Consider the following 26,417-nt stretch of genomic DNA (forward strand, 5'->3'; position numbering starts at 1 on the left):
ACGACGCTCGCGTCGGGCAGGTTGAGGAAGTACTGGTACCAGGCGTACGGCGTGGTCATCTCCGGATCGAGCCATACGTTGCCGCCCCCGGTGGACTTCCCGAGCTTGCGTCCCTCGGAGTCCGTCACCAGCGGAGTGGTCACCGCGTGCACCTGCGCGCCGTGCACCCGCCGCACCAGGTCGACGCCCGCGACGATGTTGCCCCACTGGTCGGAGCCGCCGATCTGCAGCTTGACCCCGTGCCGCTCGTACAGCTCCTGGTAGTCGGTCGCCTGCAGCAGCATGTAGCTGAACTCCGTGTAGGAGATCCCGTCGCCCTCGAGCCTGCGCTTGACGGTCTCCCGCGCGAGCATCGTGTTGACGGAGAAGTGCTTGCCGATGTCGCGCAGGAACACCGGCACGGACATCGCGCCCAGCCAGTCGAGGTTGTTGACCTCGATGGGCGGCACGTCGGCGTGGTCGAAGTCGACGAACTTCGCGAGCTGCCCGCGCAGCCGCTCCGCCCACTCCCGGACCGTCTCCTCGGAGTTCAGCGTGCGCTCGCCGACGTCACGGGGGTCGCCGATCAGCCCGGTGCCCCCGCCCGCGAGCAGCACCGGCCGGTGCCCGGCGTTCTGGAAACGCCGCAGCACGAGCATCTGTACGAGGTGACCGGCGTGCAGGCTCGGCGCGGTCGGGTCGAACCCGATATAGACCGCCAGCGGACCCGCGTCGAGATCGCGCCGCAGCGCGTCGAGGTCGGTGGACTGCGTGATCAGCCCTCGCCAGGCCAGCTCGTCAAGAATGTGCTCACTCACGCACTGGATTTTCCCCCACGCCCCGGTTCACCCCTCAGCCCGGGCGCGAACCCGGCCGCCACGCCGGTATGTGCTGACCGCCGGGGACCCGTCGATCCAGAACCGCCAGGGGATGTCCATCGCCGCGGCCACCCCCACCCGGGGGCCCGTGCGGATCTGCTCCTCGGGCACGCGCGGGCCGTCGAGCAGGCGCACGGACGCGTCCGGATCGGTGAGGTCGATGCCGTTGTGGGCGCGGTCGACACCGAGCACCGACGTCAGCACCGCGGGGCCCTTCGCGACGGCTCCGTTGCCTCTCGCGGTCGGCCGCCGCGACCTCGCCAGCTCGGTGCCCTCCAGCACCTCGCCCGCGCGCAGCAGGACCGCGCCCGGCTGCCCGTCGGTGAGCCCGACGATGTTGGCGCAGAAATGCATGCCGTAGACGAAGTAGACGTACAGGTGCCCGGCCGGACCCCACATCACATCGTTGCGCGGGGTACGGCCCCGATAGCAGTGCGACGCCGGGTCGTCGAGCCCCCGGTACGCCTCGACCTCGGCGAGCCGCACCCGCACGGTGCCCTGCTCGCCGCGGGACTCCAGCACGCAGCCCAGCAGCCGCCTGGCGAGGTCGACGGGATCGACGGCGAGCTCGTCGCGCGTGAGCTGACGGCTCATCGCGATGCGGGCCGATCGGTCGGAAACGGCACGGCTCCCCCAGCAGTGTCGGTCGGAAACTCCGGCCGCCACTCTAGGAGCCCGCCGCGACGGCCGGTCACCCTGTCGCCCACGACCGGTGCTCGGCCAGGCGCGCGACGAGCCGGTCGCGCTGCTCGGCGACCCGCGCAGGCGCCGTCCCGCCCCGCGCGTCCCGCGACGACACGGAGCCCTCGACGGTCAGCACCTCGCGCACGCTCGGGGTGAGCGCAGGGTGGATCTTCGCCAGCTCGTCGTCGGTCAGCTCGTCGAGCCCGGCGGCACGCCCCTCCGCGACCCGCACGCACTCGCCCGCCGCCTCGTGGGCGCTGCGGAACGGCACACCCTGCCGCACGAGCCACTCCGCGATGTCGGTGGCGAGCGTGAACCCGGCAGGCGCCAGCTCGGCCAGCCGTTCGGTGTGGAACGTGAGCGTGCCGAGCATCCCGGCGATCGCGGGGAACAGCAGCTCGAGCTGCTCGACGGAGTCGAAGACCGGCTCCTTGTCCTCCTGCAGGTCCCGGTTGTACGCGAGCGGCTGCGCCTTGAGGGTCGCGAGCAGCCCGGTGAGGTTGCCGATCAGCCTCCCCGACTTGCCCCTGGTCAGCTCGGCGACGTCCGGGTTCTTCTTCTGCGGCATGATCGAGCTGCCGGTGGCCCACGCGTCATCGAGGGTGACGTAACCGAACTCGGCGGTGTTCCAGATGATGACCTCCTCGGCGATCCGCGAGAGGTTCACCGAGAGCATCGCCACCGCGAACGCGAACTCGGCGGCGAAGTCGCGCGAGGCGGTGCCGTCGATCGAGTTCTCCACCGACGTGGTGAAGCCCAGTTCCTCCGCCACGGCCTCGGGGTCGAGGCCGAGTGACGAACCGGCCAGCGCGCCCGAGCCGTACGGCGACTCCGCGGCGCGGACATCCCAGTCGCGCAGCCTGCCGACGTCCCGCAGCAGCGACTGGGCGTGGGCCAGCAGGTGGTGCGCGAGCAGGACGGGCTGCGCGTGCTGCAGGTGCGTGCGGCCCGGCAGGACCGCGTCCGGGTACCGGTCCGCCTGCGCGACCAGCGCGTCGACGACGTCGAGCGTGCCCGCGACCACCCGGCGTGCCGCGTCGCGCAGCCACATCCGGAACAGCGTCGCCACCTGGTCGTTGCGCGAGCGGCCCGCGCGCAGCTTGCCGCCGAGCTCCGCGCCGGCGCGTTCCAGCAGACCGCGTTCGAGGGCCGTGTGCACGTCCTCGTCCGCGATGGTCGGCGTGAACGCGCCGGACGCGACATCGTCGGCCAGCGTGCCGAGTGCGGCGAGCATCGCGTCCAGCTCGTCGCCGGTGAGCAGCCCCGCCCGGTGCAGCACGCGGGCATGCGCCCGCGAGCCGGCGATGTCGTAGGGCGCCAGTCGCCAGTCGAAGTGGGTCGAGGCGGAGAGCGCCGCCATCGCCTCGGCAGGGCCGCTCGCGAACCGCCCGCCCCACAGGGCCACCGGCTGCCCGCTGTCCTTCTCGGTCACGCTGTCACTCTCTGTCGGAAACGGTCAGTTCTTGCTCTGCTGGCGCTTCGCCGCGATCTTGCTGGGCAGGCCCCACAGCTGCACGAAACCCTTCGCCAGCGACTGGTCGAAGGTGTCGCCCTCGTCGTAGGTCGCCAGGTTGAAGTCGTACAGCGACTCGTCGCTGCGCCGGCCCGTCACGGTCGCGGTGCCGCCGTGCAGCACCATGCGGATCTCACCGGTCACGTGCTCCTGGGTCTTCGCGACGAAGCCGTCCAGCGCGTCCTTCAGCGGCGAGAACCACAGGCCGTCGTACACCAGCTCGCCCCAGCGCTGCTCGACCTGCCGCTTGAACCGGGCGAGGTCGCGCTCGACGGTGACGTTCTCCAGCTCCTGGTGCGCGGTGATCAGCGCGATCGCGCCAGGCGCCTCGTACACCTCGCGGCTCTTGATGCCCACCAGCCGGTCCTCGACCATGTCGAGCCTGCCGATGCCGTGCGCGCCGGCGCGGGTGTTGAGCTCCTGGATGGCCTCGAGCATCGTCACCGGCTTGCCGTCGATGGCCACCGGCACGCCCTTGTCGAACGTGATCACCAGCTCGTCGGGAGCCTGGAAGTGGACGGTCGGGTCCTGGGTGTAGGAGTAGACCTCCTTCGGCGGCGCGTTCCACAGGTCCTCGAGGATCCCCGTCTCGACCGCGCGGCCCCACACGTTCTGGTCGATGGAGAACGGCGACTTCTTGGTGACGTCGATGGGCAGGTCGCGCTCCTCGGCGTAGGCGATCGCCTTCTCCCGCGTCCACGCGAAGTCCCGCACCGGGGCGAGCACGTTCAGGTCCGGCGCGAGCGCGCCGATGCCCACCTCGAACCGCACCTGGTCGTTGCCCTTGCCGGTGCAGCCGTGCGCGACGGTGGTCGCGCCGTGGTACTTGGCGGCCTCGGCGAGGTGCTTGACGATCACCGGCCGCGACAGCGCCGACACCAGCGGGTACCGGTCCATGTACAGCGCGTTGGCCTGCAGCGCGGGCAGGCAGTACTGGTCGGCGAACTCGTCGCGCGCGTCGGCGACGACGGCCTCGACGGCGCCGCAGTCCAGCGCCCGCTTGCGAATGGTCTCCAGGTCCTCGCCGCCCTGGCCGAGGTCGACGGCCACAGCCACCACCTCGGCGCCGGTCTCCTCGGCGATCCAGCCGATCGCCACCGAGGTGTCGAGCCCGCCCGAGTACGCGAGCACCACCCGGTCAGTCATGGTTGTTCTCCTCACTACCGTTTACGTCCGAAGTAGACGATCGCTGCGCCATCGCGGCGAAGCGGCCTGCCAGGTCCTTGCCCGACAGCGGTTCCCTGGCGATCACCGCCACCGTGTCGTCGCCCGCGATCGAGCCGACGACCTCCTCCAGCGCCGCCCTGTCGATCGCGCTGGCCAGGAACTGCGCGGCCCCCGGCGGGGTCCGCAGCACCATCAGGTTGCCCGAGGCGTCCACCGAGACCATCAGCTCGGCCAGCAGCCGCGACAACCGGGACGTACCGCCCTGCACGCCCCGCACCGGGCTGCCGTCCTCGGGGATCACGTACACCGGCGCACCGGAGTCCGCGCCCCGCAGCTTCACCGCGCCCAGCTCGTCGAGGTCCCTGGACAAGGTAGCCTGCGTGACCTCGATGCCCTCGGCGGCCAGCAGTTTGGCCAGCTCGGTCTGGCTGCGGATGGCCATCGTGGACACCAGCTCGGTGATCCTGGCCTGACGGGCGGCTCTGCTCATGGCGCCTCCGCGGGAGGGAATACGTCGGCGCGGCTCATCGTCGGTCCACCTGGTCGAGCAGCCAGACGAGCAGCGCCTTCTGTGCGTGCAGGCGGTTCTCCGCCTCGTCCCACACCGCGCTGGCCGGGCCGTCGAGCACCTCGTCGGTGATCTCCCAGCCCCGGTGCGCGGGCAGGTCGTGCAGCACGATCGTGTCCTGGCCGGTGCGGGCCAGCAGCTCGGCGTTGACCTGGTACGGCCGGAACGGCAGCACCCGGTCCTTGCCGTCGTTCTCCTGGCCCATCGAGGTCCACGCGTCCGTGGTCACCACGTCGGCGCCGTCGACCGCGGCGTGCGGGTCGGTGAACACCGTCGCGCTGCCGCCCGTCTCCGCCGCTCGCTTGGCCACCGCGTCGAGCACCCACGGCGCCGGGTGGAAGCCCTCCGGCGCCGCGACCCGCACGTGCAGCCCCGCCGTCACGCCGCCGAGCAGCAGCGAGTGGGCCATGTTGTTGGCCGCGTCACCCAGGTAGGTCAGGGTCAGCCCGGCGAGGGTGCCCTTGTACTCCCGGATCGTCTGCAGGTCGGCGAGGATCTGGCACGGGTGGAACTCGTCGGTGAGCGCGTTGACCACCGGCACGCTCGCCACCGAGGCGAAGGCGTCGATGCGGGCCTGCGCGAACGTGCGCCACACCACCACGTCGACGTAGCGCGACAGCACCCGCGCGGTGTCCTCGATGGTCTCCTCGCGGCCGAGTTGCATGCTCCGCCCGTCGACCACCACCGGGTGCCCGCCGAGCTGCGCGATGCCGACCTCGAAGGAGAACCGGGTCCGCGTCGAGTTCTTCTCGAAGATCACGGCGGCAGCCTTCGGGCCCGCGAGCGTGTCGCGGTAGGGCTGCTTCTTCAGCTCGTCGGCGAGGTCGAGGACCTGGAGTTGCTCCTCGGGGCTCAGGTCGTCGTCGCGGAGGAAGTGGCGAGGCATGTCAGTCGGTGTCCTTCGTGGTGGTGGAGTCGAGTGCGCCGGGAAGCGCGGCCAGGAACTCGTCGGCCTGCTCGTTGCTGAAGACCAGTGGTGGGGCGAGCCGGATGACGTCGGGCTGGATCGGGTTGATCAGCAGGCCCGCCCGCTGCGCCGCGGCGGCGACCGTGGCCGACACCTGCTCGCGCAGCAGGATACCGATCAGCAGGCCCGAGCCCCTGACCCCGCCGATCAGGGGGTGACCGAGGTCTTCGACGCCGGCGGCGATCTCCTTGCCGAGGCCGGATGCGTGTTCGAGCAGGCCGTCGGCGGCGATCGTGTCGAGCACCGCGAGCCCGGCCGCGCAGCACACCGGGTTGCCGCCGAAGGTCGTGCCGTGCTGGCCGGGCTCGAACAGCGACGCGGCCTCACCGGTGGCGATGCACGCGCCGAGCGGCAGTCCGCCGCCGAGCCCCTTCGCGAGCGTGATGACGTCCGGGACGATGCCGGCCTGGTGGAAGGCGAACCAGCTGCCCAGCCTGCCGATGCCCGTCTGCACCTCGTCCACCACCAGCAGCGCGCCGTGCCTCGCCGTGATCGCGCGGGCGGCCTGCAGGTAGCCCTCCGGGGGGACGACGACGCCGTTCTCGCCCTGGACGGGCTCGACGACGAACGCGGCGGTCTCGCCGTCGACGGCGGCCTCCAGCGCGGCGACGTCACCGAAGGGGATGTGCTCGACGCCGGGGACCAGCGGCTCGAACGGTGTGCGCTTGCCGGGCTGGCCGGTGAGCGACAACGCGCCCATCGTCCGGCCGTGGAAACCGCCCTCGGTGGCGATCACCTTCGTGCGGCCGGTGCGCCGGGTCAGTTTGAGCGCGGCCTCGACGGCCTCGGCACCGGAGTTGCAGAACAGCACCCGGCCGTCACCGTCCACACCCGACAGGTCGAGCAGCCGCTCGGCCAGCTTCAGCGCGGGCTCGTTGATGTAGAGGTTCGACGTGTGGCCGATCGTGGAGATCTGCTTGGTCACGGCCTCCACCACGGCGGGGTGGGCGTGGCCGAGCGCGTTCACGGCGATGCCGGTGAGCAGGTCGAGGTAGCGGTTGCCGTCGGCGTCCCACACGACGGCGCCCTCACCGCGCTCCAGCGACAGCTGCGGGGTGCCGTAGTTGTTCATCATCGCGGCCTGCCACCGCTGCTGCTTGTCCTGGTTGGACACTACGCTCCCCCTGTCTCCTGCGGCAGGACCATCGTGCCGATGCCCCGCGACGTGAACACTTCGAGCAGTACCGAGTGCGCGATCCGCCCGTCGATCACGTGCGCCCTGCGGACGCCGCCGTTGATCGCCCGCAGGCAGGCCTCCATCTTCGGGATCATGCCGCTCGCGAGGCTCGGCAGCAGTTCCTCCAGCCGGTCGGCCTCGATGCGGTCGATCAGCGACGAGCGGTCGGGCCAGTTCGCGTAGAGGCCCTCGACGTCGGTGAGCACCACGAGCTTCTCCGCGCCGAGCGCCGCGGCGAGCGCGCCCGCGGCCGTGTCGGCGTTGACGTTGTGCACCACGCCGTCGATGTCGGGGGCCACCGTGGATACCACGGGAATGCGCCCGGCGTTGACGATGTCGAGCACGGCGTCCGGGTTGACGCTCGCGACCTCGCCGACGAGCCCGACGTCCACGGGCTCGCCGTCGACCGTGGCGTGCTTGCGCTCCGCGGTGAACAGCCTGCCGTCCTCGCCGGAGATGCCGACCGCGTACGGGCCGTGCGCGTTGATCAGGCCCACCAGCTCGCGGCTGACCTGGCCCACCAGCACCATCCGGACCACGTCCATCGTCTCCGGGGTGGTGACGCGCAGGCCGCCCTTGAACTCGCCCTCGATGCCCAGCCTGCCGAGCATCGCGGTGATCTGCGGGCCGCCGCCGTGCACGACCACCGGCCGCAGCCCCGCGATGCGCAGGAACACCATGTCCTGCGCGAACGCCCGCTTGAGGTCGTCGTCGATCATGGCGTTGCCGCCGTACTTGATCACCACGGTGGCGCCGTGGAACCGCTGCAGCCACGGCAGCGCCTCGATCAGCACACCGGCCTTCTCCGCCGCCGTGGCCAGCCGCTCGTCGGCGGGTACCAGAGATTCCGCCCCCGTCATGTCGAGTACGCCGAGTTCTCGTGCACGTACGCGTGCGTGAGGTCGTTGGTCCAGATCGTCGCCTTCTCCTCGCCCGCCTTGAGGTCGACGATCACGCTCACGGCGCGCTCGGTCAGGTCGACCTTGTCGCGGGGCTCGCCCGGCTGGCCGTCCTTGCAGATCCACACGCCGTTGAACGCCACGTCGAGCGCGCCGGGTTCGAACGCCGCGTTCGTGGTGCCGACGGAGGCGAGGATGCGGCCCCAGTTGGGGTCCTTGCCGAAGACGGCGGTCTTGAAGAGGTTGCTGCGCGCGATGGCGCGGCCCACCTCGACGGCGTCGTCCTCGGTCGCCGCGTTGACGACCTCGATCGCGATGTCGTGGTCGGCGCCCTCGGCGTCGCCGAGCAGCTGCTGGGCGAGGTCGTGGCAGAGCTCGGTGAGCCGCGCGGTGAACTCGGCCTCGTCCGGCGTCACCCCGGATGCGCCGGAGCACATGAGCAGCACGGTGTCGTTGGTGGACATGCAGCCGTCGGAGTCGAGCCGGTCGAAGGTCACCCTCGTGGCGGCGCGCAGCGCGCGGTCGGCCGTGTCCGCGTCCACCTGTGCGTCGGTGGTGACGACCACGAGCATCGTGGCCAGCGCGGGGGCGAGCATTCCCGCGCCCTTCGCCATGCCGCCGATGCTCCAGCCGCCGCCCTCGCGCAGTGCCTCCTTGCTGCGGGTGTCGGTGGTCATGATCGCCTCGGCCGCGGCGGGTCCACCCGCCGTGGAGAGCCCGGCCGCGGCGTCGGTGATGCCTGCCATGAGCTTGTCTGCCTGCAGCTGCTCCCCGATGAGGCCGGTGGAGCACACGACGACGTCGATCGCGCCGATGCCGAGCTTGTCGGCCACCAGCTCCGCGGAGGCGTGCGTGTTCTGGAAGCCCTCGGGACCGGTGTAGCAGTTGGCTCCGCCGGAGTTGAGCACGACGGCCTTGGCCTTGTTGCCCTGCATCACCTGCTCGCTCCACAGCACGGGGTTCGCCTTGCAGCGGTTGGTGGTGAACACGGCGGCGGCGACATCGGAGGGTCCGTCGTTGACGACGAGTGCGACGTCGGGTTTGCCGCTGGCCTTGAGGCCCGCGGTGACCCCGGCGGCCCGGAAGCCCTGGGGAGAGGTGATCGTCATGGCGCGACTCCTACGGCCGGAAGTCCCGTGGTCTCGGGCAGTCCGAGCGCGATGTTCATGGACTGGACGGCACCGCCCGCGGTGCCCTTGGTGAGGTTGTCGATGGCGGCCACGACGACGAGCCTGCCCGCGTCGGCGTCGACGGCCACCTGCAGCTGGACGTTGTTGGAGCCGACGGTGGCCGCGGTGGTGGGCCAGCTTCCCTCGGGCAGCAGCTGCACGAACGGCTCGGCGTCGTAGGCCTTCTCGTACGCGCTCCTGACCGTGGCGAGGTCGGTGTCGGCCGCGAGCGGAGCGCTCGCGGTGGTGAGGATGCCGCGCGGCATGGGCGCGAGCACCGGCGTGAACGACACGGTCACCCGCTCGCCCGCGACCAGGCTCAGGTTCTGCGCGAACTCCGGCGTGTGCCGGTGGGCGCCGCCGACTCCGTAGGCACTGGCCGAGCCCATCACCTCGGAGCCGAGCAGGTGCGGCTTGAGGCTCTTGCCCGCACCGGACGTGCCGGTGACGGCTACCACCGTGACCTCGGGCTTGACGAGGCCCGCGGCGAACGCGGGCGCCAGCGCGAGCGTGCCGCCGGTCGGGAAGCAGCCGGGGACGGCGATGCGCTTGCTGCCCTTGAGCCGCTCGCGGGCGCCGGGCAGCTCGGGCAGACCGTAGGGCCAGGTGCCCGCGTGGTCGCCGCCGTACCAGCGCTGCCAGTCGGTCTCCTCGGTGAGCCGGTGGTCGGCGCCGAGGTCCACGACGAGGACGTCCGGGCCGAGCTGGGCCGCGAGCTGGGCGGAGTGCCCGTGCGGCAGCGCGAGGAAGACGACGTCGTGGCCGGCGAGCTTCTCGGGGGTCGTCTCCGTGACGACCCGGTCCGCGAGGGGCACCAGGTGCGGCTGGTGCTGGCGCAGCGGCGTGCCCGCGCTGCTCGCGGCGGTCAGTGCGCCGATCTCGATGTCCGGGTGGGCGAGCAGCAGGCGGAGGAGCTCCCCACCCGCGTATCCGGTGGCACCGGCCACCGCAACCTTCACCGTCATACGCATGATTATGCATGACTGCGCAATATCAATCAAACGGGTTTCCCTAGGCGGGGGTGACGGCTCCGTTCGCGCCGCTTCGCGGCCGGAGGCCCGTTCTTGTCGGTGCCCGCTTCTACGGTCGCAAGACATCAACGAGAACGACACGCGGGGGCATGATGATCGAGCACGGTGACCGGGGACCACAGGAAAGGCGGGCCGGTGATGACGCATCCGCTGGTGCGAGCCGTGCGGGACGGCCTCGCGGAGCTGGCCAACCCGGCCAAGGCGCCGGACATGCGGCGGTACATGAAGTCGGAGCTGCCGTTCCACGGGGTGCCCAAGCCCGCCAGGGAGCTTCTTGGACGCCGGCTGTTCGCGGAGTACCCGCTGCCCGACGTGCCGGTGTGGGAATCCGTGGTCCGGCAGCTGTGGGACGAGGCGGCCCACCGCGAGGAGCGGTACCTGGCCATCGACCTCACGGGCCACCGCGCCTACGCCCGCTGGCAGACGCCGGAGCGGCTGCCGCTGTACGAGCACCTGATCGTCACCGGGGCATGGTGGGACTTCGTGGACGAGATCGCGATCCGCCGCGTCGGTCCCCTCCTGAGGGCAGACCCGGAGACGGTGTCACCGCTGGTGCGCGCGTGGGCCCGCGACGGCGACCGGTGGAAACGCCGGACCGCCGTCATCTGCCAAGTGGGGTCCAAGCAGGCCACCGACCCGGACCTGCTCGCGTACTGCGTGGAGGCCAACGTGGGTGACCCGGACTTCTTCCTGCGCAAGGGCATCGGCTGGGCCCTGCGCCAGTACGCGCGCACCGACCCGGACTGGGTCCGCGCGTTCGTCACCGGACACCCCGGGCTGTCCCCGCTCTCCAGGAAGGAGGCGCTCAAGCACCTGGGCAGCACCACCACTACCGCGTAGCGGCCAATTTCGGCGCGTAGCGGCAGCAGCCCTGCGGAGCGGCAGGAGCCCTGCCGCTCCGGGACACCGTCAGCCGCGGAGAACGGCGCCGAACCGCTCGGTCGCGGCGGCGACGGCGGCATCGCGGGCCTGGGTCGCCTCCTCGACGGTGAGGGTCCGGTCGGCCGCGCGGAAGCGCAGCTTGTACGCCAGCGAGCGCTTGCCCTCGCCCACCTGCTCGCCCGTGTAGGTGTCGAACAGGGTGACGTCCTCGATCAGCTCGCCGGCGCCCTCGCGCAGCGAGGCGGCCAGGTCGGCGGACGGCACGTCGGCGCCGGTCACCAGTGCCACGTCCAGCAGCACGGGCGGGAACGGCGAGATCGACGGCGCGGGCCGGGAGTCGCGCAGCGGCACGGCGTCGAGGTCGAGCTCCATCGCCACGGTGCGCTTGGGGAGGCCGAGCGCCTCGACGACCTTGGGGTGCAGCTCACCGGCATGGCCGACGGCGACGTCGCCGACGAGCAGCCGGGCGCAGCGGCCCGGGTGCCACGGCGGCAGGTCGGCGGCCTCGGTGCGCAGCTCGACCCCGCCCGCCTCGGCGATGGTGCGGGCGGCCTGCACGGCGTCGGCCCAGTTCGCGGTCTCGCCCTCGCCCCACCAGCCGGAGCGGCGGCGCTGGCCGGTGAGCACCACGGCGACGTGCTGGGGCTGCGCGGGCACCGCCCGCTCCAGCGCGGCCAGGTCCTCGTCGCTCGGGCGGGCCTCGACGCCGGGGTCGGGCGCGGCGGCGCGGCCCTCGCCGGGCAGTACCACCTGGCCGATGTGGAAGAGCGCGAGGTCGCGGAAACCGCGGGAGATGTTGCGCTGCACCGTTTCCAGCAGACCGGGCAGAAGGGAGGTCGCCAGCTGGTTCTTGTCCGCCTCGAGCGGGTTGCGGACGGTCAGGCCGCGCCTGCGGGCGTCGTCGGCGGGCAGCCCGAACTCGTCCCAGACCGAGGCCGGGACGAACGGGAAGGGCAGCACCTCGACGTAGCCCGCCTCGGCGAGCGCGCGCGACACCGTGCGGCGGCGCCGCTGCGTCTCGGTCAGGCCCCGGCCCGCGGGCGCGGGCGGCAGCGTGGACGGGATGCTGTCGTAGCCCTCGAGCCGCAGCACCTCCTCCACCAGGTCGGCGGGCTGCGCGAGGTCGCCGCGCCAGCTCGGCGGCACGGCCGTGACGAGCGCGGTTCCGTCGTCGCCGGTGCCGACGGCGACCTTGCAGCCGATCTGCGTGAGGCGGCCGACGGTGACGCCGCGCTCGTAGCGCACGCCGGCGACCCGGTCGGGCAGGTTGATCGGCATCGTGATGGCCGGCATCGGCGGGACCTCGCCCACGTCGGTGCGGCCGGGACGGATGCTGCCCTCGCCGTACTGGCGCAGCAGCCTGGCCGCGCGCTCCACCGCGACCGCGCACAGCTGCGGGTCGGTGAAGCGCTCGAACCGCTTCGCCGCCTCGGAGAACAGCTTGTGCCTGCGCGCGGTGCGGCTGATCGACGGCGGGTCCCAGTGGGCGGCCTCGAGCAGCACGTCGGTGCTGTCCGTGCTGATCTCGGTGCTCGCGCCACCCATGGTGCCCGCCAGCGAGATGACGCCGCTGTCGTCGGCGATCACCACGTCGTCGGGGTCCAGCGCGCGCTCGGCGTCGTCCAGGGTGACGAGCTTCTCGCCCTGCCGGGCCCTGCGCACCACCAGGTCGCCCTTGATGGAGCCGGTGTCGAACGCGTGCAGCGGGTGGCCCAGTTCGAGCATCACGTAGTTGGTGACGTCGACGGCCAGCGAAATGGAGCGCATGCCGGACAGCAGCAGCCTGCGCCGCATCCACCACGGCGTCGGGGCGCCGGCGTCGAGGCCCGTCACGCGGCGCAGCACGAAGCGGCGGCAGCCCTCCGGGTCCTCGATGTGCACGGGCCAGGCCTCGCCCTCGGCCTCCGGCACCTCGATCTTGGCGGGGTCGCCCAGCGGCACGTCCAGAGCGCACGCCAGCTCACGGGACAGGCCGCGGATCGACAGCGCGTAGCCCCGGTCGGGCGTGGGAGCCAGCTCCAGCACGGTGTCGTCGAGGTCGAGCACCTCGCGGGCGTCGTCGCCGGGGCTCGCGGTGCCCGACGGCAGGACGAGGATGCCGGTGTGGTCCTCGCCGAGGCCCAGCTCCCTCGCCGAGCAGATCATGCCCTCGCTGACGCGGCCGTAGGTCTTGCGTGCCGAGATCGTGAAGTCGCCGGGCAGCACCGCACCCGGGAGCGCGACGACCACCAGGTCGCCCTCGGCGAAGTTGCTGGCGCCGCAGATGATCCCGTTGGTGCGCGGGCGGGTCGGGTCGACCTCCTCGGCGTCCTCGGCCGCGTCGCCGGTCCCGGCGGTGTCGTCGTCGGAGTCGGCATCGTCGTCCGCCTCATCGAGGTCGGCGTCGCCGACCTCCACCTGGCAGTACCGGATCGGCTTCTTGAACTCGGTGAGCTCCTCGATCTCGACCACGCGGCCGATCACGAGCGGACCGGTGACCGTGCCGAGCGGCTCCACGCCCTCGACCTCGATGCCGATGCGCACGAACGCGTCGACCAGCGCCTCGGTCGTGACGTCGTCGCTGAGCTCGAGGTGCTCCTTCAGCCAGCTGACGGGGACTCGCACTACGCCACTCCTTCTCGCGGGACACCCGCACCCGGTCGGCGCGAACGACCAGCTTCGCGATTGTCAGCCATTCACGCCTCCGTCCCGAAGGGAAGGGTGAACCGCACGTCGCCCTCCACCATGTCGCGCATGTCGGGGATGCCGTTGCGGAACTGCAGGGTCCGCTCGAGGCCCATGCCGAAGGCGAAGCCCGAGTACACGTCGGGGTCGACGCCGCAGGCGCGCAGCACGTTGGGGTTGACCATGCCGCAGCCGCCCCACTCGACCCAGCCCGCGCCGCCCTTCTTCTCCGGGAACCACACGTCCACCTCGGCCGAGGGCTCGGTGAACGGGAAGTAGTGCGGGCGGAACCGCGTGCCGGACTCCTCACCGAAGATCGCCCTCGCGAACGCGTCGAGCGTGCCCTTGAGGTGCGCCATCGTGATGCCCTTGTCCACGGCGAGACCCTCGACCTGGTGGAACACGGGCGTGTGCGTGGAGTCCAGCTCGTCGGTGCGGAACGTCCGGCCGGGGCAGACGATGTAGACGGGCAGGTCGCGGTGCAGCAGCGCCCTCGCCTGCACGGGCGAGGTGTGCGTGCGCAGCACGAGGTTCGAGTCCTCGTCGCCGACGTAGAACGTGTCCTGCAGCTGCCGGGCGGGGTGGTCCTTGCCGAAGTTCAGCGCGTCGAAGTTGAACCACTCGGCTTCGAGCTCGGGGCCCTCGGCGACCTCGTAGCCCATGCCGATGAAGACGTCCGCGACCCGCTCGGCGATGGTCGTGATCGGGTGCCGCGCACCCCGGGGGACGCGGTCCCACGGCAGGGTGACGTCGACGGCCTCCTCCCGCAGCACGCGCTCGTCGCGCTCGGCCTGCAGGGCGGCGAGCCGGGCGTCGTAGGCGGCCTGGACGGTCTGCCTGGCCTCGTTGACCCGCTTGCCGGCCTCGGCCTTCCGCTCCTTGGGCAGCGAACCGATCTCGCGGCGCGCGAGCGACAGCGGCGCCTGGTCGCCGAGGTGGGCCGGCTTCACACCGGCCAGCGCGTCGAGGTCCGCGGCGGCGGCGAACTCCTCCTCGGCCGCCTTGACGGCGGCCGCGAGCTTCTCGGAGGCGAGCGGGTCCACCTGCGGGGACTCTTGCTTGTCGAAGGCTTCGGACATGGCTCCTCGGCGTCCGCAGACGGTTCTGGAAGCACCACGCAGGCGCGAGCGAACGTGGCGGAGGGACGGGAAGATTCTAGGTGATCCGGGTTGGCCGCCCGGCGGTCACCCTCGGTCAGGGCTCGTTCCGCAACGCGCTCGCGTAAAGGCAGACGGCGGCCGCGGTGGCCAGGTTGAGGCTTTCGGCCCTGCCGTAGATGGGCACCTTCACGACGGCGTCGGCCGAGGCCAGCACGTCCTCGGGCAGCCCGTGGGCCTCGTTGCCGAACAGCCACGCCGTCGGCTCCGCAAGGCCGGGCGCCGAGCGCAGGTCCTCGTCCGCGTAGCCGTGCGCGGCGACGGTGCGCAGCCCCGCCCGCGCGCACGCGGCCAGCACGGCGGCGACGTCGCGGTCCCTGGCGACGGGAAGGTGGAAGAGGCTGCCGGTGGAGGCGCGGACGCACTTGCCGTTGTGCACGTCCACCGCGTCGCCCGCGAAGATCACCGCGTCGGCACCCGCGGCGTCGGCGGCGCGGAGCACGGTGCCCGCGTTGCCGGGATCGGCGATGCCGACCAGCACGGCGACCAGGCGCGGCGACCCGGCCAGCGCCGTGTCCAGCCCGACGGTGACGGTGTCGCACACGGCCACGAGGCCCTGCGGCGACACGGTCTCCGACAGCAGCTCGGCCGCCCGCTGGTTGATCGGCGACACCCGGGGTGCCTGGTCGAGCAGGTCCGGATGCCTGGCCGCGGCGGCCTCGGTGACGAACAGCTCGTGCACGCGCCCGTACCGCAGCGCCTCGCGCACGGCCCGCGCTCCCTCGGCGAGGAAGCGGCCCGCCTCCTCGCGGCCGGACCGGGTGGTCAGGCGCCGGGCGGCAACGACCCGGGGCGTCCGGTGCGTGAACACCGTGACCTCCCCGGGTCGGTCGTCACCGGCGATCAGGCCGACTTCTTCTCTTCGGTGTTGACGTTCTGCTTCGCGAGCTCGGCGAGCGAGGCGAACGCAGCGGCGTCGTTGACGGCGAGCTCGGCCAGGATCTTGCGGTCGACCTCGACACCGGCGGCCTTCAGGCCCTGGATGAACCGGTTGTAGGTGATGCCGTTCTGCCGGGCGGCGGCGTTGATGCGGGTGATCCACAGCTGCCGGAAGTCGCCCTTGCGGGCACGACGGTCCCGGTAGGCGTAGTTGAGCGAGTGGAGCGTCTGCTCCTTGGCCTTGCGGTACAGCCGCGAACGCTGACCGCGGTAGCCGCTGGCCAGTTCGAGAGTTGCGCGACGCTTCTTCTGGGCGTTCACCGCCCGCTTGACGCGTGCCACGGGTCCATCCTGTCGTTCAGGGGGCGCGCCTGGGCGCCCCGGTGGTTACGGCGGTTCGTCGGAGGGTCAGCGACCGAGCAGCTTCTTGATGCGCTTGACGTCGGCGGCGGCGACCTCGGTGGTGCCCTCGAGGCGGCGCGTGACCCGGCTGGACTTCTTCTCCATCAGGTGGCGACGGCCGGCCTTCTGGCGGCGGATCTTGCCGGTGCCCGTGACCCGGACACGCTTCGACATCCCGCTGTGAGTCTTGTTCTTCGGCATTCTTTCCTCTTTCAGACGGCAGCACACCGAGAACCGGTGTGCTGCTGTGCGTGCTCTCGGCCGACGCTGGCCGTCACGACTCGGCGGACTCGGTTTCCTTGGCCGCCTTCGACTTTGCCTTCGCGTTCTTGTGCGGCGCCAGCACCATGATCATGTTGCGGCCGTCCTGCTTCGGCGACGACTCCACGAAGCCCAGCTCGGCGACATCGTCGGCGAGCTTCTGCAGGAGCCGGAATCCCAGCTCGGGCCGCGACTGCTCCCGTCCTCGGAACATGATCGTCACCTTGACCTTGTTGCCGGCCGCGAGGAAGCGGGACACGTGGCCCTTCTTCGTCTCGTAGTCGTGCTGGTCGATCTTGGGACGCAGCTTCTGTTCCTTGATGACGGTCAGCTGCTGGTTCCGGCGGGACTCGCGGGCCTTCTGGGCGCTCTCGTACTTGAACTTGCCGAAGTCCATGAGCTTGGCCACGGGCGGGCGTGCCTGCGGGGCCACCTCGACGAGGTCGAGGTCGGCCTCCTGGGCGAGCCGCAGCGCGTCCTCGATGCGGACGATGCCGACCTGCTCACCGTTCGGTCCCACGAGGCGAACCTCGGGAACACGGATGCGCTCGTTGATGCGCGTCTCGGAGCTGATGGGGCCTCCTTGGTCCAAGTGTCGCTGTTCTCGTCTCGACCCTGGTGCCCACATACCACGGGCCCCGGTCACACGTACTCTTCGTACTCGTGTGCGGGGCCCTCGATCCGATCGGTGCCTGGCGGTACCAGGCGTTCCGCCTGCGCCGATACGGTGGAACCGCTCGTACGCCGCGGGACCGGACCCGGCCGCCTCGTCGTGCTGGCGGCGACTCGGGTGGGAGCGGGGCTCCACTTGCGGCCCCCGATCGCTCGGAGGCTGGTCGCTCGTGGAAGGGTACCAGACGTGGTGGACAACGCTTCTCAGCAGCCCGAAAATTCCCCGGACGACCGCGAGCTCCGGGACATCCCGAGTGTCGAGGTCATCAGCAGGGCCGCCGTCATGCTGCTCTCCGCCGCCGCCGAACGGCTCGGCCTCGCCGACTCCGACCCCGACACGAGCCCGCACCGCGACCTCGACGAGGCCCGGAGGCTGATCACCGCCCTCGCCGGGCTGGTCACCGCCTCCGGCGAGTACCTCGGCCTGCACGCGGCGCCGCTGCGCGACGGCCTGCAGTCGCTGCAGAAGGCGTTCCGGGAGGCGTCCGCGGTGCCGGACGAGCCGGGTCAGGGCCCCGGCGAGAAGTACACGGGCCCCGTCTACTGACCTACCCGTCGAGGACGGCGAGCGCGTCGATCTCCACGAGCAGGCCCTCCGGAAGGCCCACGTACACGGTGGTGCGCGCGGGGTACGGCGCGGGGATCAGCGCGTTGTAGGTCTCGTTCAGCTCGGCGAAGTGCGCGGTGTCGGTGAGGTAGACGCGCATCATCACGACGTCGGTCATGCTCGCGCCCGCCTCGGCGAGCACGGCCTCGAGGTTGGCGAACACCTGCCGGGTCTGCTCGGCCACGCCGCCGGGCACGACCGTGCCGGTGGCGGGATCGATGCCCACCTGGCCCGCGAGCTGCAGGATGTCGCCCTTGCGCTTCGCCTGCGAGTACGCGGCGACGGGCTTGGGGGCGGCGTCCGTGCTGATCGCACCGTTCGTCATCGGCTGGTTCCTCCCTGTTCGGTCCTCGTCCATCCACATCGGACGGACGCTTCCTCCGCGGCCGCCAGCAGGTCGGGGACCAGCGCCAGCAGGCCGTCGATGTCGAGCAGCACGGTGGGCACGGACAGCGACAGCGCGGCGAGCACCTCGCCGCGGGCTCCGCGCACCGGTGCCGCGATGCAGTGGATGAAGTCCTCGTGCTCTCTCGCGTCGAGGGCGTACCCGCGTTCGGCGACGCCCGCCAGCTCGGCGAGGTAGGCGTCGGCGTCGCGGATGGTGTTCGCCGTGAGGGCCGGGTAGTCGAGCGAACGGGCCAGCTCCTCGCGCCGGGCCGGGGGCAGCGCCGCGGCCAGCACCTTGCCGACCGCGGTGCAGTGCAGCGGCGCGCGCTTGCCGACGCGCGAGTACATCCGCACGGCGTGGTGCCCCTCGACCTTGTCGATGTAGACCACCTCGCCGTCCTCGAAGCTCGCGAGGTGCACGGTGTGGCCGGTGCGCTCGTTGAGCGCGGCGAGCGCCGGTTCGGCGCCGCGGCGCACGTCGCGCTGTTCGAGTGACCGGTTGGCGAGATCGAACAGCGCGCTGCCCAGCCGGTAGTGCCGGGCGCCCTCGCGGTGCACGAAGTGGTGCGACTCCAGCGTGCGCAGCAGCCGCAGAACGGTGGACTTGTGCACGCCGATCTCCTCGGCGAGCTGGTCGAGCGTCTTCGGCTCGCCGGCCAGCGCGGCGACGAGCGTCAGCGCGCGGTCGAGGCTCTGGCTCACTGGTGCACCAGCTCCCCGCCGCTCAGCCGCGCCGCCGCCCACTCCTGCTCGCCGGCACGCAGCAGCGTGGCCACGACGCCGCGGGGCAGCGGCGCGCTCACGTCGTCCCGGGTGAGCAGGGTCGCGGCGGCCTGCAGGTGTCCCGCGCGCAGGCGGGTGCGGGCGTCCTCGCCGCGCAGCGTGGCCGCGAGGAACCCGGCCGCGAACGCGTCACCGGCCCCGACGGGCTCCACCACGTCGACGGCGAGCGCGGGCTCGAACACCGGCGCCCGTCCGCACTCCAGCAGCGTGGCGCCGCGTTCGCCGTGCTTGACCACTACCGTGGCCGGTCCGGGCAGCAGCGCGCGCAGGCGCGCGGGCTCACCGGTCCCCCACACCTGCCCGGCCTCGTCCTCGCCGGTCAGCACGAGGTCGGCGCGAGCGGCGAGCGCGGCCACCTCGGCGGGGTCGCGGCCCGCCCACAGCGCGGGACGCCAGTTGACGTCGAACGACACCAGGCGGTTTTCCCGTGGCGCGTCGAGCAGCGCGCGGACGAGGTCGTGGCAGCCGGGCGACAGCGCCGGGGTGATGCCGGAGAGGTGCACCAGGCGCACGCCATCGAGGTCCACTGTGGACAGCAGTTCGGGTCCCATCGCGGACGCGGCCGAGCCCGCGCGGTAGTAGCGCATGACGGTGCCCGACGCGCCGTTCTCCTTGACGTAGAGGCCGGTCGGGCGCGCGGGGTCGGCGCGGACGCCGCGGACGTCGACACCCTCGGCGGCGAGTTCGCCGACCAGTGCCCTGCCGAAGGCGTCGTCGCCGACCGCTCCGGCGAACGCGCTCGGCACACCCAGCGCGGCCAGCGCGCGGGCCACGTTGGACTCGGCGCCGCCGACGGTCCGGCGCCACGTGCGCACCTCGTCGGCGGGCCCCGGCTCGGCGGGCACGAACACCGCCAGCGCCTCGCCGACGCACAGCACCTCGACCACGTATCCCCTCCGCATCCGGCCGTTGACCCCGCTGTGAGCGCGATGCTACACCTTTCGAATGCGTTCTACGCAATCAGCGTTGCACATAGCGCAACGTAGGCCCGCGACGATGGACACCGCCGCCCTGCGCGCCCTCGGCGAGGAGCGGCTCGACTGGCGGTTCAAGGCGCTGCCCTCGGACTGGGAGGGCCGCCCGCTCGCCGAGGCCGCCGCGAGCGGGGCGAGGCTGTTCGACGACGGGTTCGTCGGGCCGGTCGTGGTGCTCGGCGCGGCCGCGCTGGACCACAACCTGCGCGCGATGGCGGACTGGTGCGCCGCGCACGGCGTCGCGCTCGCCCCGCACGGCAAGACCACGATGGCGCCGCAGCTGTTCGCGCGGCAGCTCGAGCACGGCGCGTGGGGCATCACCGCCGCCAACGCGAGCCAGCTGCGCGTGTACCGCGCGTTCGGCGTCTCGCGGGTGCTGCTGGCCAACCAGCTCGTGGACCCCGCGGCGCTGCACTGGCTCGCTGCGGAGCTGGGCCGTGACCCGGCGTTCGAGTTCTGCTGCTGGGCCGACTCCGTGCGCGGCGTCGAGCTGATGACCGAGGCGCTGGCCGGCGCCCCGCGACCCGTCGACGTGCTCGTGGAGCTGGGCGCGGGCGGCGGGCGCACCGGCGTGCGCGACCGGGAGACCGCGCTCGCCGTCGCCGCCGCGGTGCGCGACAGCCCCGTGCTGCGGCTGCGCGGCGCGGGCGGTTACGAGGGCGCGCTCGCCCACGACACCGGCGCGGAGGCACTGGCCCGCATCACGTCCTATGTGGACGACCTGCGCGCGCTGACGATCGCGCTCGCCGAGGGCGGCTACGCCGCCGGGGACGCACCGCTGCTCGTCACCGCGGGCGGCAGCGCCTACTTCGACCTCGTGGCCGAGGGGCTCAGCAGCGGCTGGCCCGGGGACCTCGCCGTACTGCCGATCCTGCGCAGCGGCGCCTACCTCACCCACGACGACGGCTTCTACCGCGCGATGTCGCCGCTCGGCGCCGCCCCACGGGTCGAGGGCACCCCCTTCGAACCCGCGCTGCGCGCGTGGGCTCAGGTGACGTCGCGGCCCGAACCGGACCTGGCCCTGCTGACCCTCGGCAAGCGCGACGCGTCGTTCGACGAGGGGCTGCCCGAGCCGCAGCTGCACCGCCCACGCGGCGGCGGCGTGCGGGAGCTGGCCGGCCACACGGTGACCAAGCTCAACGACCAGCACGCGTTCGTGGCGCTGCCGCCGGGCTCGCCGCTGGAGGTCGGCGACTGGGTGGGGCTCGGGCTCTCCCACCCGTGCACGGTGTTCGACAAGTGGCCGGTCGTCCCCGTGGTCGGCGAGGACGGCGAGACCGTCATCGACCTGGTCCGCACCTACTTCTAGGAGACCGAGATGGACACCGTCCTGCGCGGCGCGCGCATCGCCGACGGCACCGGGAGCGAGCCGTACGAGGGCGACGTCGGCATCGGCGAGGGCCGCATCACCGCGATCGGCGGGCCGGGCTCGCTCACCGGTTCGCGTGTCGTCGACAGCACCGGGCTCGTGCTCGCGCCCGGTTTCATCGACATGCACGCGCATTCCGACCTCCAGGTGCTCGCCGAACCGGACCACCTCGCCAAGGTCTCGCAGGGCGTCACCACCGAAGTGCTCGGCCAGGACGGGCTCTCCTACGCCCCCGCCGACGACGCGACGCTGGCCGCGCTGCGCGCGCAGCTGGCAGGCTGGAACGACGACCCGCCGGGCTTCGACTGGAACTGGCGCTCCGTCGGCGAGTACCTCGACCGGCTCGACGAGGGCATCGCGGTGAACGCCGCCTACCTCGTGCCGCAGGGCTCGGTGCGGATGCTCGCCGTCGGCTTCGAGAACCGGCCCGCCACCGAGTCCGAACTGGACACCATGCGGCGGCTCGTCGTCGAGGGCATGAGGCAGGGCGCGTTCGGTCTGTCGTCGGGACTCACCTACACCCCCGGCATGTACGCGGACACCGGCGAGCTCGTGGCGCTGTGCGAGGTCACCGCCCAGCACGGCGGGTACTACAGCCCGCACCACCGCAGCTACGGCGCGGGCGCGCTGGAGGCGTTCGCCGAGATGGTGGAGGTGTCGCGGCGTTCGGGCTGCCCGCTGCACCTCGCGCACGCGACGATGAACTTCTCCGTCAACAAGGGCAGGGCGCCGGAACTGCTCGCGTTGCTGGACGACGCGCTCGCGGACGGGTGCGACATCACGCTCGACACCTACCCGTACCTTCCGGGCGCCACGTACCTGTCCGCGCTGCTGCCCAGCTGGGCCGCGGAGGGCGGTCTCCACGCCACGCTCGCGCGACTGTCCGATCCGGACACCCGCGAGCGGATCCGCGCCGAGCTCGAGGAGACCGGCTCCGACGGCGCACACGGGGTGCCGATCGACTGGGCCGCCATCGAGATCAACGGCGTCCGCGACCCGGCCAACGCGCACCTGGTGGGCCACAGCGTCGCCGCCTCGGCCGCGGCGCAGGGACGCGCGCCCAGCGACCTGTACTTCGACGTGCTGCTCTCCGAGCGGCTCGGCACGTCGTGCCTCATGCACGTGGGGCACGAGGAGAACGTCCGCGCGATCATGCGGCACCGCACGCACACCGGCGGCAGCGACGGCCTGCTCGTCGGCGACCGCCCGCATCCGAGGGCGTGGGGCACGTTCCCGCGCTACCTCGGCCGGTACGTGCGCGAGCTCGGCGTGCTCTCGCTCGCGGAGTGCGTCGCCCACCTGACCGGCAGGGCCGCGAGGAGGCTGCGGCTGCCCGACCGCGGGCTGGTGCGCGAGGGCTACGCCGCGGACCTGGTGCTGTTCGACCCGGAGACCGTCATCGACACGGCCACGTTCGACGCGCCGAGACAGCAGGCCGAGGGCATTCCGTACGTGTTCGTCAACGGCGTCGCCGCGATCGACGACGGCCGGTCCACCGGAGCCCTCGCGGGCGGCTCCCTGCGCTCCCCCGGGAGGACGGCGTGACCGGATTCGTCGACTGGCTGCAGGAGTCCACGGCGGGGCTGCTGACGCTGGCCGCGGTGTCGATCGCCGTGCTCCTGGTGCTGATCATCCGCGTGAAGCTGGAGCCGTTCATCGCGCTCATCGTGGTGGGCCTGCTGACGGCGCTCGCCGCGGGTGTGCCGGTGGGCACGCTGGTCGGCTCGGCACAGGGTGCGTCGGACTCGTTGCTGGAGTCCGGTTTCGGGGGCGTGCTCGGGCACATCGCGGCGATAATCGGGCTCGGTACGCTGCTCGGCGCCGTGCTGGAGAAGTCGGGCGGCGCGCAGGTGCTCACCTCGGCGCTGCTGCGGGCGTTCGGCGAGCAGCGGGCTCCCCTCGCGATGGGCATCTCCGGGCTGATCTTCGGTGTGCCCGTGTTCTTCGACATCGGCATCTTCGTGCTGGCACCGCTGGTCTACGTCGCGGCGAAGCAGGGCGGGCGCTCGATCCTGCTGTACTGCCTGCCGCTGCTGGCGGGGCTGTCGGTGACGCACGCGTTCCTGCCGCCGCACCCCGGTCCCGTCGCCGCGGCGGGACTGCTGGGCGTGGACCTCGGCTGGGTCATCCTGATGGGCGCGGTCGCGTGCCTGCCCGCGTGGTTCCTCGGCGGGGTGCTGTTCTCGTCGTGGATCGGCAAGCGCATCGACGTCCCCGTACCGGAGGAGATGCTGGCCGCGTCACGGCAGGACGGGCCGGGCGCCGCGAAGGACGCGCCGTCGCTGCGGCTGGTCTCGGTGATCATCGCGGTGCCGCTCGTGCTGATCCTGCTCGGCACGTTCGGCAGCATCCTGCTCACCGAAGGCTCGTGGCTCTCCGGTGCCGCCACGTTCGCCGGCACGCCCGCGGTGGCGCTGACGATCACGGTGCTGCTGGCGTTCTGGCTGCTCGGCACGCGGCGCGGGATGACGGCGAAGGACCTCGCCGAGCTCTCCAGCGTCGCGCTGCGGCCGGTGGCGATGATCCTGCTCGTGGTGGGCGCGGGCGCGTTCTTCGGCACGGTGCTCGCCGAGACCGGCATCGGCGACGCGGTGGCGAGCTCGCTCGACTCGGCGGGGCTGCCGGTGATCCTCGCCGCGTACGTGATCAGCTGCGGCATGCGCATCGCGCAGGGCTCGGCGACCGTCGCGATCGTGACCACCACCGGCATCATCGCGCCGACCGTGGCCCAGCTCGGCTACTCCCAGCCCCAGCTGGCGCTGCTCGTGGTGGCCATCGCGGCCGGGTCGATCATCGCCTCGCACGTCAACGACGGCGGGTTCTGGATCGTCTCGCGCTACTTCGGGATCTCGGTGCAGGACACGTTCAAGACGTGGACGGTGCTGGAGACGATCCTGTCGGTGGTGGGCTTCGCCGTGGCCGCGCTGCTGATGGTGTTCGTGTCGTGACGCCTCACGACACGGGCGAGTACCTGACCTCGGGGCGGCCCACGCTGCCGTAGTGCGGTTTGCGCTCGGCGAGGCCGTTGTCGGCGAGGTACTCCAGGTACCGCCGCGCCGTCACCCGGGAGACCCCGGTCGCCGTGGCGACCGCGGCCGCCGACAGCCCGTCGCCCGTCTCGGCGAGCACCGCGCTGATCGCGTCGAGGGTCGCCCCGCTCATCCCCTTCGGCAGCGAACCGTGGTCGGGGGTGCGCAGGGTCGCGAGCATCCGGTCGACGTCGGCCTGCCCGCTGACCTCGCCCGGTTTGGCGATGTGCTCCCGGAACTGGGCGTAGCGCTCCAGCTTGTCGCGCAGCGACGCGAAAGTGAACGGTTTGAGCAGGTACTGCACCACGCCCGCCGACACCGCCGCGCGGACCACGGCGAGGTCGCGCGCCGACGTGACGGCGATGACGTCCACTTGCGCGCCCGCGGCCCGCAGCGCCTGGCACACGGCGAGGCCGTGGGTGTCGGGCAGGTAGAAGTCCAAGAGCACGAGATCGACGGGGTGCCGCCCGCAGAAGCGCACCGCCTCGCTGCCGGAGTGCACCACGCCGGCGACCGTGAAGCCGGCCACGCGCTCGACGTACTGCCGGTGTGCGTCGGCGGCGACCGGGTCGTCCTCCACCACGAGCACGTTGATCATCCGGTGACGTTCCCTCCCGCCGAACCGTAACAGTCCCTCACCGCAGCGGGATCCGCACCGTGAACACGGCACCGGGAGCGTTGGCGACCTCCACCGTGCCGCCGTGCCTGCGCACCGCCTGCCCGACGAGCGCCAGCCCGAGGCCCCGGCCCGCCTCACCCCCGCCCGGCTTGGTGGACCAGCCCCTGCGGAAGATGTCCGACGCCGCGTCGTCCGCGATGCCCGGACCGGTGTCGGCGACGCGCAGCAGCAGCTCCCGCTCGTCGGCGCGCACGGTCACCGTCACCCTGGGCGCGCGCTCGGCGGCCGTCTCGATCGCCGCGTCCACCGCGTTGTCGACGAGGTTGCCGACGATCGTCACCAGGTCGCGGGGGCCGATGTGCGGCGCGGGGTCCTGCATCGCGGTGTCCTCGGTGAGCACCAGCTCCACGCCACGCTCGCTGGCCTCGCTCGACTTTCCCAGCAGCAGCGCGGCGAGCACCGGTTCGGCGACCGCGCCGACGACCCGGTCGGTGAGCTGCTGCGCGGTCTCCAGCTCGGCCGTGGCGAACTCGACCGCCTGCTCGACCTTGCCGAGTTCCACCAGCGACACCACCGCGTGCAGGCGGTTGGCCGACTCGTGCGCCTGGGAGCGCAGCGACTCGGCGAAGCCGCGCACGGTGTCCAGCTCGCCGGTGAGGCTCTGCAGCTCGGTGTGGTCCCGCAGCGTCACGACGTTGCCCATCCGGTCGCGCGAGCGCACCGGCATCGTGTTGACGAGCAGCACCCGCGTGTCGGTGACGTGTAGCTCGTCGCTGGCCGGCTCGCTCGACACGAATGTGGAGACCAGCCCGGGCACGAGCCCCAGCTGCCCCACGGGACGGCCGCGGACGTCGGCGGGCAGGCCCAGCAGCTCGCGCGCCGCGTCGTTGCACAGCACCACGCGCCCGTCGCGGCCGACGAGGACGAGCCCCTCGCGCACCGAGTGCAGGATGGCCTCGTAGTACTCGAACATCCGGCTCAGCTCGGCCGGGCCCACGCCCCTGGTCTGCCTGCGCAGCCGCGCGCTGACGAGGTAGCTGCCCGCGACGCCGGCGACGAGCACGCCGCCCGCGACCGCGAGCACCGGTGGCAGGCGCTCACTCAGCTCCTTCGAGATCGACTCCACCGTGATGCCGACCGCGACCAGCCCGGCCACGCCGCGGTCGTCGTCGAACACCGGCGCGACGGCACGCACGGACGGGCCGAGCGTGCCCGTGTAGGTCTCGGTGAACAGCGTGCCGCGCAGCGCGGGCCCGGTGTTGCCGATGAACCGCTTGCCGATGAGTGACGGGTTCGGGTGCGTGTAGCGGATGCCGTCCCGGTTCATGATCGTGATGAAGTCGACGCCCGTGTCGGCCCTGACCCGCTCGGCGAAGGGCTGCAGCTCGGCGCTGGGGTCGGCCGCGGCGAGCGCGTCCCGCACGCCGGGCGAGTCGGCCAGCGTCGCCGCCACCGACACGACCTCCTCCGCGGCCTTGTCGTCGGTCGCCTGCGCGGCGTCCAGGTAGGCGAGCACGGTGCCGCCGCCGACGAGCAGGCCCACCAGCACGAGCTGCAACACGAGCAGCTGACGGGCGAGGCTCCAGCGCCGGGCGGAGGACAGGGACGACGGCACGCGCACCGCCACATGACATCACAGTCGCGGCGAACGAAATGAACACAACCGTGACCCCCACGCGGACGGTGCCGATAGTCGTCCT

Annotated in this window: 26 protein-coding genes (1 of these 26 cut by a window edge); 5 read left to right on the plus strand and 21 right to left on the minus strand. The window is 72.3% G+C overall.

Features of this window, described 5'->3' with window-relative positions; genetic code table 11:
• The 10 genes from tyrS to argC form a co-directional block, all read right to left on the minus strand.
• Nucleotides 1-797 carry the 5' portion of a tyrosine--tRNA ligase gene (tyrS, locus tag BA062_RS22025; RefSeq protein WP_110339717.1) on the minus strand. 478 nt of this gene lie to the left of the window's left edge, so the window shows 797 of its 1,275 coding nt (coding positions 1-797); the start codon lies at nt 795-797; its stop codon lies beyond the left edge, outside the window.
• Between the two features lie 27 nt (nt 798-824).
• Nucleotides 825-1,451, minus strand: coding sequence for a DNA-3-methyladenine glycosylase (locus tag BA062_RS22030; RefSeq protein ID WP_110339719.1), 627 nt, complete (start codon nt 1,449-1,451; stop codon nt 825-827).
• Between the two features lie 97 nt (nt 1,452-1,548).
• Nucleotides 1,549-2,946, minus strand: a complete 1,398-nt coding sequence (gene argH, locus BA062_RS22035) for an argininosuccinate lyase (RefSeq protein WP_210406971.1) — start codon at nt 2,944-2,946, stop codon at nt 1,549-1,551.
• A 51-nt stretch (nt 2,947-2,997) separates the two neighbouring features.
• Nucleotides 2,998-4,200, minus strand: coding sequence for an argininosuccinate synthase (locus BA062_RS22040; RefSeq protein ID WP_110339723.1), 1,203 nt, complete (start codon nt 4,198-4,200; stop codon nt 2,998-3,000).
• Complete coding sequence (locus tag BA062_RS22045; protein WP_110339725.1) at nt 4,193-4,711, minus strand: arginine repressor; 519 nt, start codon at nt 4,709-4,711, stop codon at nt 4,193-4,195. The genes BA062_RS22040 and BA062_RS22045 overlap by 8 nt, the downstream gene beginning before the upstream one ends.
• Nucleotides 4,712-4,745: 34 nt before the next feature.
• A complete protein-coding gene (gene argF, locus BA062_RS22050) occupies nt 4,746-5,675 on the minus strand; it encodes an ornithine carbamoyltransferase (RefSeq protein WP_110339727.1) in 930 nt (309 codons plus the stop codon).
• A 1-nt stretch (nt 5,676) separates the two neighbouring features.
• Nucleotides 5,677-6,870, minus strand: coding sequence for an acetylornithine transaminase (locus BA062_RS22055; protein ID WP_110339729.1), 1,194 nt, complete (start codon nt 6,868-6,870; stop codon nt 5,677-5,679).
• Nucleotides 6,870-7,793, minus strand: a complete 924-nt coding sequence (gene argB, locus BA062_RS22060; RefSeq protein WP_110339731.1) for an acetylglutamate kinase — start codon at nt 7,791-7,793, stop codon at nt 6,870-6,872. Before argB ends, BA062_RS22055 begins: the two co-directional genes overlap by 1 nt.
• Nucleotides 7,790-8,941 carry a bifunctional glutamate N-acetyltransferase/amino-acid acetyltransferase ArgJ gene (gene argJ, locus BA062_RS22065; protein ID WP_110339733.1) on the minus strand — a complete coding sequence of 384 codons (1,152 nt, stop codon included), beginning with the start codon at nt 8,939-8,941 and terminating at the stop codon, nt 7,790-7,792. Before argJ ends, argB begins: the two co-directional genes overlap by 4 nt.
• Complete coding sequence (gene argC, locus BA062_RS22070; protein WP_110339735.1) at nt 8,938-9,966, minus strand: N-acetyl-gamma-glutamyl-phosphate reductase; 1,029 nt, start codon at nt 9,964-9,966, stop codon at nt 8,938-8,940. Before argC ends, argJ begins: the two co-directional genes overlap by 4 nt.
• 204 nt (nt 9,967-10,170) lie before the next feature.
• Here argC and BA062_RS22075 point away from each other — a divergent pair, with 204 nt between their 5' ends.
• Nucleotides 10,171-10,872 (plus strand): DNA alkylation repair protein, encoded by a 702-nt coding sequence (locus BA062_RS22075; RefSeq protein ID WP_110339737.1) that lies wholly within the window; start codon nt 10,171-10,173, stop codon nt 10,870-10,872.
• A 69-nt stretch (nt 10,873-10,941) separates the two neighbouring features.
• Here BA062_RS22075 and pheT read toward each other — a convergent pair whose 3' ends face one another.
• From pheT to infC, 6 genes are all read right to left on the minus strand, one after another.
• Complete coding sequence (gene pheT / locus BA062_RS22080) at nt 10,942-13,518, minus strand: phenylalanine--tRNA ligase subunit beta (protein WP_110339738.1); 2,577 nt, start codon at nt 13,516-13,518, stop codon at nt 10,942-10,944.
• 71 nt (nt 13,519-13,589) lie between these two features.
• The gene (gene pheS / locus BA062_RS22085; RefSeq protein WP_110339740.1) at nt 13,590-14,657 is read right to left on the minus strand and encodes a phenylalanine--tRNA ligase subunit alpha; all 1,068 of its coding nucleotides are present in this window, start codon (nt 14,655-14,657) and stop codon (nt 13,590-13,592) included.
• A gap of 115 nt (nt 14,658-14,772) precedes the next feature.
• The gene (locus BA062_RS22090) at nt 14,773-15,546 is read right to left on the minus strand and encodes a TrmH family RNA methyltransferase (RefSeq protein WP_210406959.1); all 774 of its coding nucleotides are present in this window, start codon (nt 15,544-15,546) and stop codon (nt 14,773-14,775) included.
• Nucleotides 15,547-15,578: 32 nt separating this feature from the next.
• Nucleotides 15,579-15,956, minus strand: coding sequence for a 50S ribosomal protein L20 (gene rplT / locus BA062_RS22095; RefSeq protein WP_110339742.1), 378 nt, complete (start codon nt 15,954-15,956; stop codon nt 15,579-15,581).
• Nucleotides 15,957-16,022: 66 nt separating this feature from the next.
• A complete protein-coding gene (gene rpmI, locus BA062_RS22100; RefSeq protein WP_110339744.1) occupies nt 16,023-16,217 on the minus strand; it encodes a 50S ribosomal protein L35 in 195 nt (64 codons plus the stop codon).
• A gap of 73 nt (nt 16,218-16,290) precedes the next feature.
• Nucleotides 16,291-16,905, minus strand: a complete 615-nt coding sequence (gene infC / locus BA062_RS22105) for a translation initiation factor IF-3 (RefSeq protein ID WP_110339746.1) — start codon at nt 16,903-16,905, stop codon at nt 16,291-16,293.
• 231 nt (nt 16,906-17,136) lie between these two features.
• On the opposite strand from infC, the gene BA062_RS22110 reads away from it, so the two are divergent.
• Entirely contained in the window at nt 17,137-17,496 is a 360-nt protein-coding gene (locus BA062_RS22110; RefSeq protein ID WP_110339748.1) for a DUF1844 domain-containing protein, read from the plus strand.
• 1 nt (nt 17,497) lies between these two features.
• On the opposite strand, the gene BA062_RS22115 is transcribed toward BA062_RS22110, so the two are convergent.
• Genes BA062_RS22115 through BA062_RS22125 form a run of 3 tightly spaced genes read right to left on the minus strand, consistent with a single transcriptional unit; the run spans nt 17,498 to nt 19,628 of the window.
• Entirely contained in the window at nt 17,498-17,881 is a 384-nt protein-coding gene (locus BA062_RS22115; protein WP_110339750.1) for a RidA family protein, read from the minus strand.
• The gene (locus tag BA062_RS22120; RefSeq protein WP_110339752.1) at nt 17,878-18,645 is read right to left on the minus strand and encodes an IclR family transcriptional regulator; all 768 of its coding nucleotides are present in this window, start codon (nt 18,643-18,645) and stop codon (nt 17,878-17,880) included. The genes BA062_RS22115 and BA062_RS22120 overlap by 4 nt, the downstream gene beginning before the upstream one ends.
• A complete protein-coding gene (locus BA062_RS22125; RefSeq protein ID WP_110339754.1) occupies nt 18,642-19,628 on the minus strand; it encodes a sugar kinase in 987 nt (328 codons plus the stop codon). The genes BA062_RS22120 and BA062_RS22125 overlap by 4 nt, the downstream gene beginning before the upstream one ends.
• Nucleotides 19,629-19,722: 94 nt before the next feature.
• On the opposite strand from BA062_RS22125, the gene BA062_RS22130 reads away from it, so the two are divergent.
• From BA062_RS22130 to BA062_RS22140, 3 genes are read left to right on the plus strand one after another with little or no spacing between them, the layout of a single operon-like run.
• A complete protein-coding gene (locus BA062_RS22130; RefSeq protein ID WP_110339756.1) occupies nt 19,723-21,009 on the plus strand; it encodes an amino acid deaminase in 1,287 nt (428 codons plus the stop codon).
• A gap of 9 nt (nt 21,010-21,018) precedes the next feature.
• Entirely contained in the window at nt 21,019-22,614 is a 1,596-nt protein-coding gene (locus tag BA062_RS22135) for an N-acyl-D-amino-acid deacylase family protein (protein WP_110339758.1), read from the plus strand.
• The gene (locus BA062_RS22140) at nt 22,611-24,017 is read left to right on the plus strand and encodes a GntP family permease (RefSeq protein ID WP_110339760.1); all 1,407 of its coding nucleotides are present in this window, start codon (nt 22,611-22,613) and stop codon (nt 24,015-24,017) included. Before BA062_RS22135 ends, BA062_RS22140 begins: the two co-directional genes overlap by 4 nt.
• A gap of 4 nt (nt 24,018-24,021) precedes the next feature.
• On the opposite strand, the gene BA062_RS22145 is transcribed toward BA062_RS22140, so the two are convergent.
• Nucleotides 24,022-24,696 carry a response regulator gene (locus BA062_RS22145; RefSeq protein WP_110339762.1) on the minus strand — a complete coding sequence of 225 codons (675 nt, stop codon included), beginning with the start codon at nt 24,694-24,696 and terminating at the stop codon, nt 24,022-24,024.
• A gap of 37 nt (nt 24,697-24,733) precedes the next feature.
• Nucleotides 24,734-26,332 (minus strand): ATP-binding protein, encoded by a 1,599-nt coding sequence (locus tag BA062_RS22150; RefSeq protein ID WP_245959946.1) that lies wholly within the window; start codon nt 26,330-26,332, stop codon nt 24,734-24,736.
• Nucleotides 26,333-26,417: the final 85 nt, after the last annotated feature.

Source organism: Prauserella flavalba, assembly GCF_003202235.1.
In the GTDB taxonomy this organism is placed as follows: domain Bacteria; phylum Actinomycetota; class Actinomycetes; order Mycobacteriales; family Pseudonocardiaceae; genus Prauserella_A; species Prauserella_A flavalba.

Bases quoted from the DNA above. Each gene is read 5' to 3' on its own strand.
- BA062_RS22030 (WP_110339719.1), bottom strand. From the start codon at position 1,451: ATGAGCCGTCAGCTCACGCGCGACGAGCTCGCCGTCGATCCCGTCGAC.
- BA062_RS22040 (WP_110339723.1), bottom strand. From the start codon at position 4,200: ATGACTGACCGGGTGGTGCTCGCGTACTCGGGCGGGCTCGACACCTCG.
- BA062_RS22045 (WP_110339725.1), bottom strand. From the start codon at position 4,711: ATGAGCAGAGCCGCCCGTCAGGCCAGGATCACCGAGCTGGTGTCCACG.
- argF (WP_110339727.1), bottom strand. From the start codon at position 5,675: ATGCCTCGCCACTTCCTCCGCGACGACGACCTGAGCCCCGAGGAGCAA.
- argB (WP_110339731.1), bottom strand. From the start codon at position 7,793: ATGACGGGGGCGGAATCTCTGGTACCCGCCGACGAGCGGCTGGCCACG.
- argJ (WP_110339733.1), bottom strand. From the start codon at position 8,941: ATGACGATCACCTCTCCCCAGGGCTTCCGGGCCGCCGGGGTCACCGCG.
- argC (WP_110339735.1), bottom strand. From the start codon at position 9,966: ATGACGGTGAAGGTTGCGGTGGCCGGTGCCACCGGATACGCGGGTGGG.
- BA062_RS22075 (WP_110339737.1), top strand. From the start codon at position 10,171: ATGACGCATCCGCTGGTGCGAGCCGTGCGGGACGGCCTCGCGGAGCTG.
- pheS (WP_110339740.1), bottom strand. From the start codon at position 14,657: ATGTCCGAAGCCTTCGACAAGCAAGAGTCCCCGCAGGTGGACCCGCTC.
- rpmI (WP_110339744.1), bottom strand. From the start codon at position 16,217: ATGCCGAAGAACAAGACTCACAGCGGGATGTCGAAGCGTGTCCGGGTC.
- infC (WP_110339746.1), bottom strand. From the start codon at position 16,905: ATGTGGGCACCAGGGTCGAGACGAGAACAGCGACACTTGGACCAAGGA.
- BA062_RS22115 (WP_110339750.1), bottom strand. From the start codon at position 17,881: ATGACGAACGGTGCGATCAGCACGGACGCCGCCCCCAAGCCCGTCGCC.
- BA062_RS22125 (WP_110339754.1), bottom strand. From the start codon at position 19,628: ATGCGGAGGGGATACGTGGTCGAGGTGCTGTGCGTCGGCGAGGCGCTG.
- BA062_RS22130 (WP_110339756.1), top strand. From the start codon at position 19,723: ATGGACACCGCCGCCCTGCGCGCCCTCGGCGAGGAGCGGCTCGACTGG.
- BA062_RS22135 (WP_110339758.1), top strand. From the start codon at position 21,019: ATGGACACCGTCCTGCGCGGCGCGCGCATCGCCGACGGCACCGGGAGC.
- BA062_RS22145 (WP_110339762.1), bottom strand. From the start codon at position 24,696: ATGATCAACGTGCTCGTGGTGGAGGACGACCCGGTCGCCGCCGACGCA.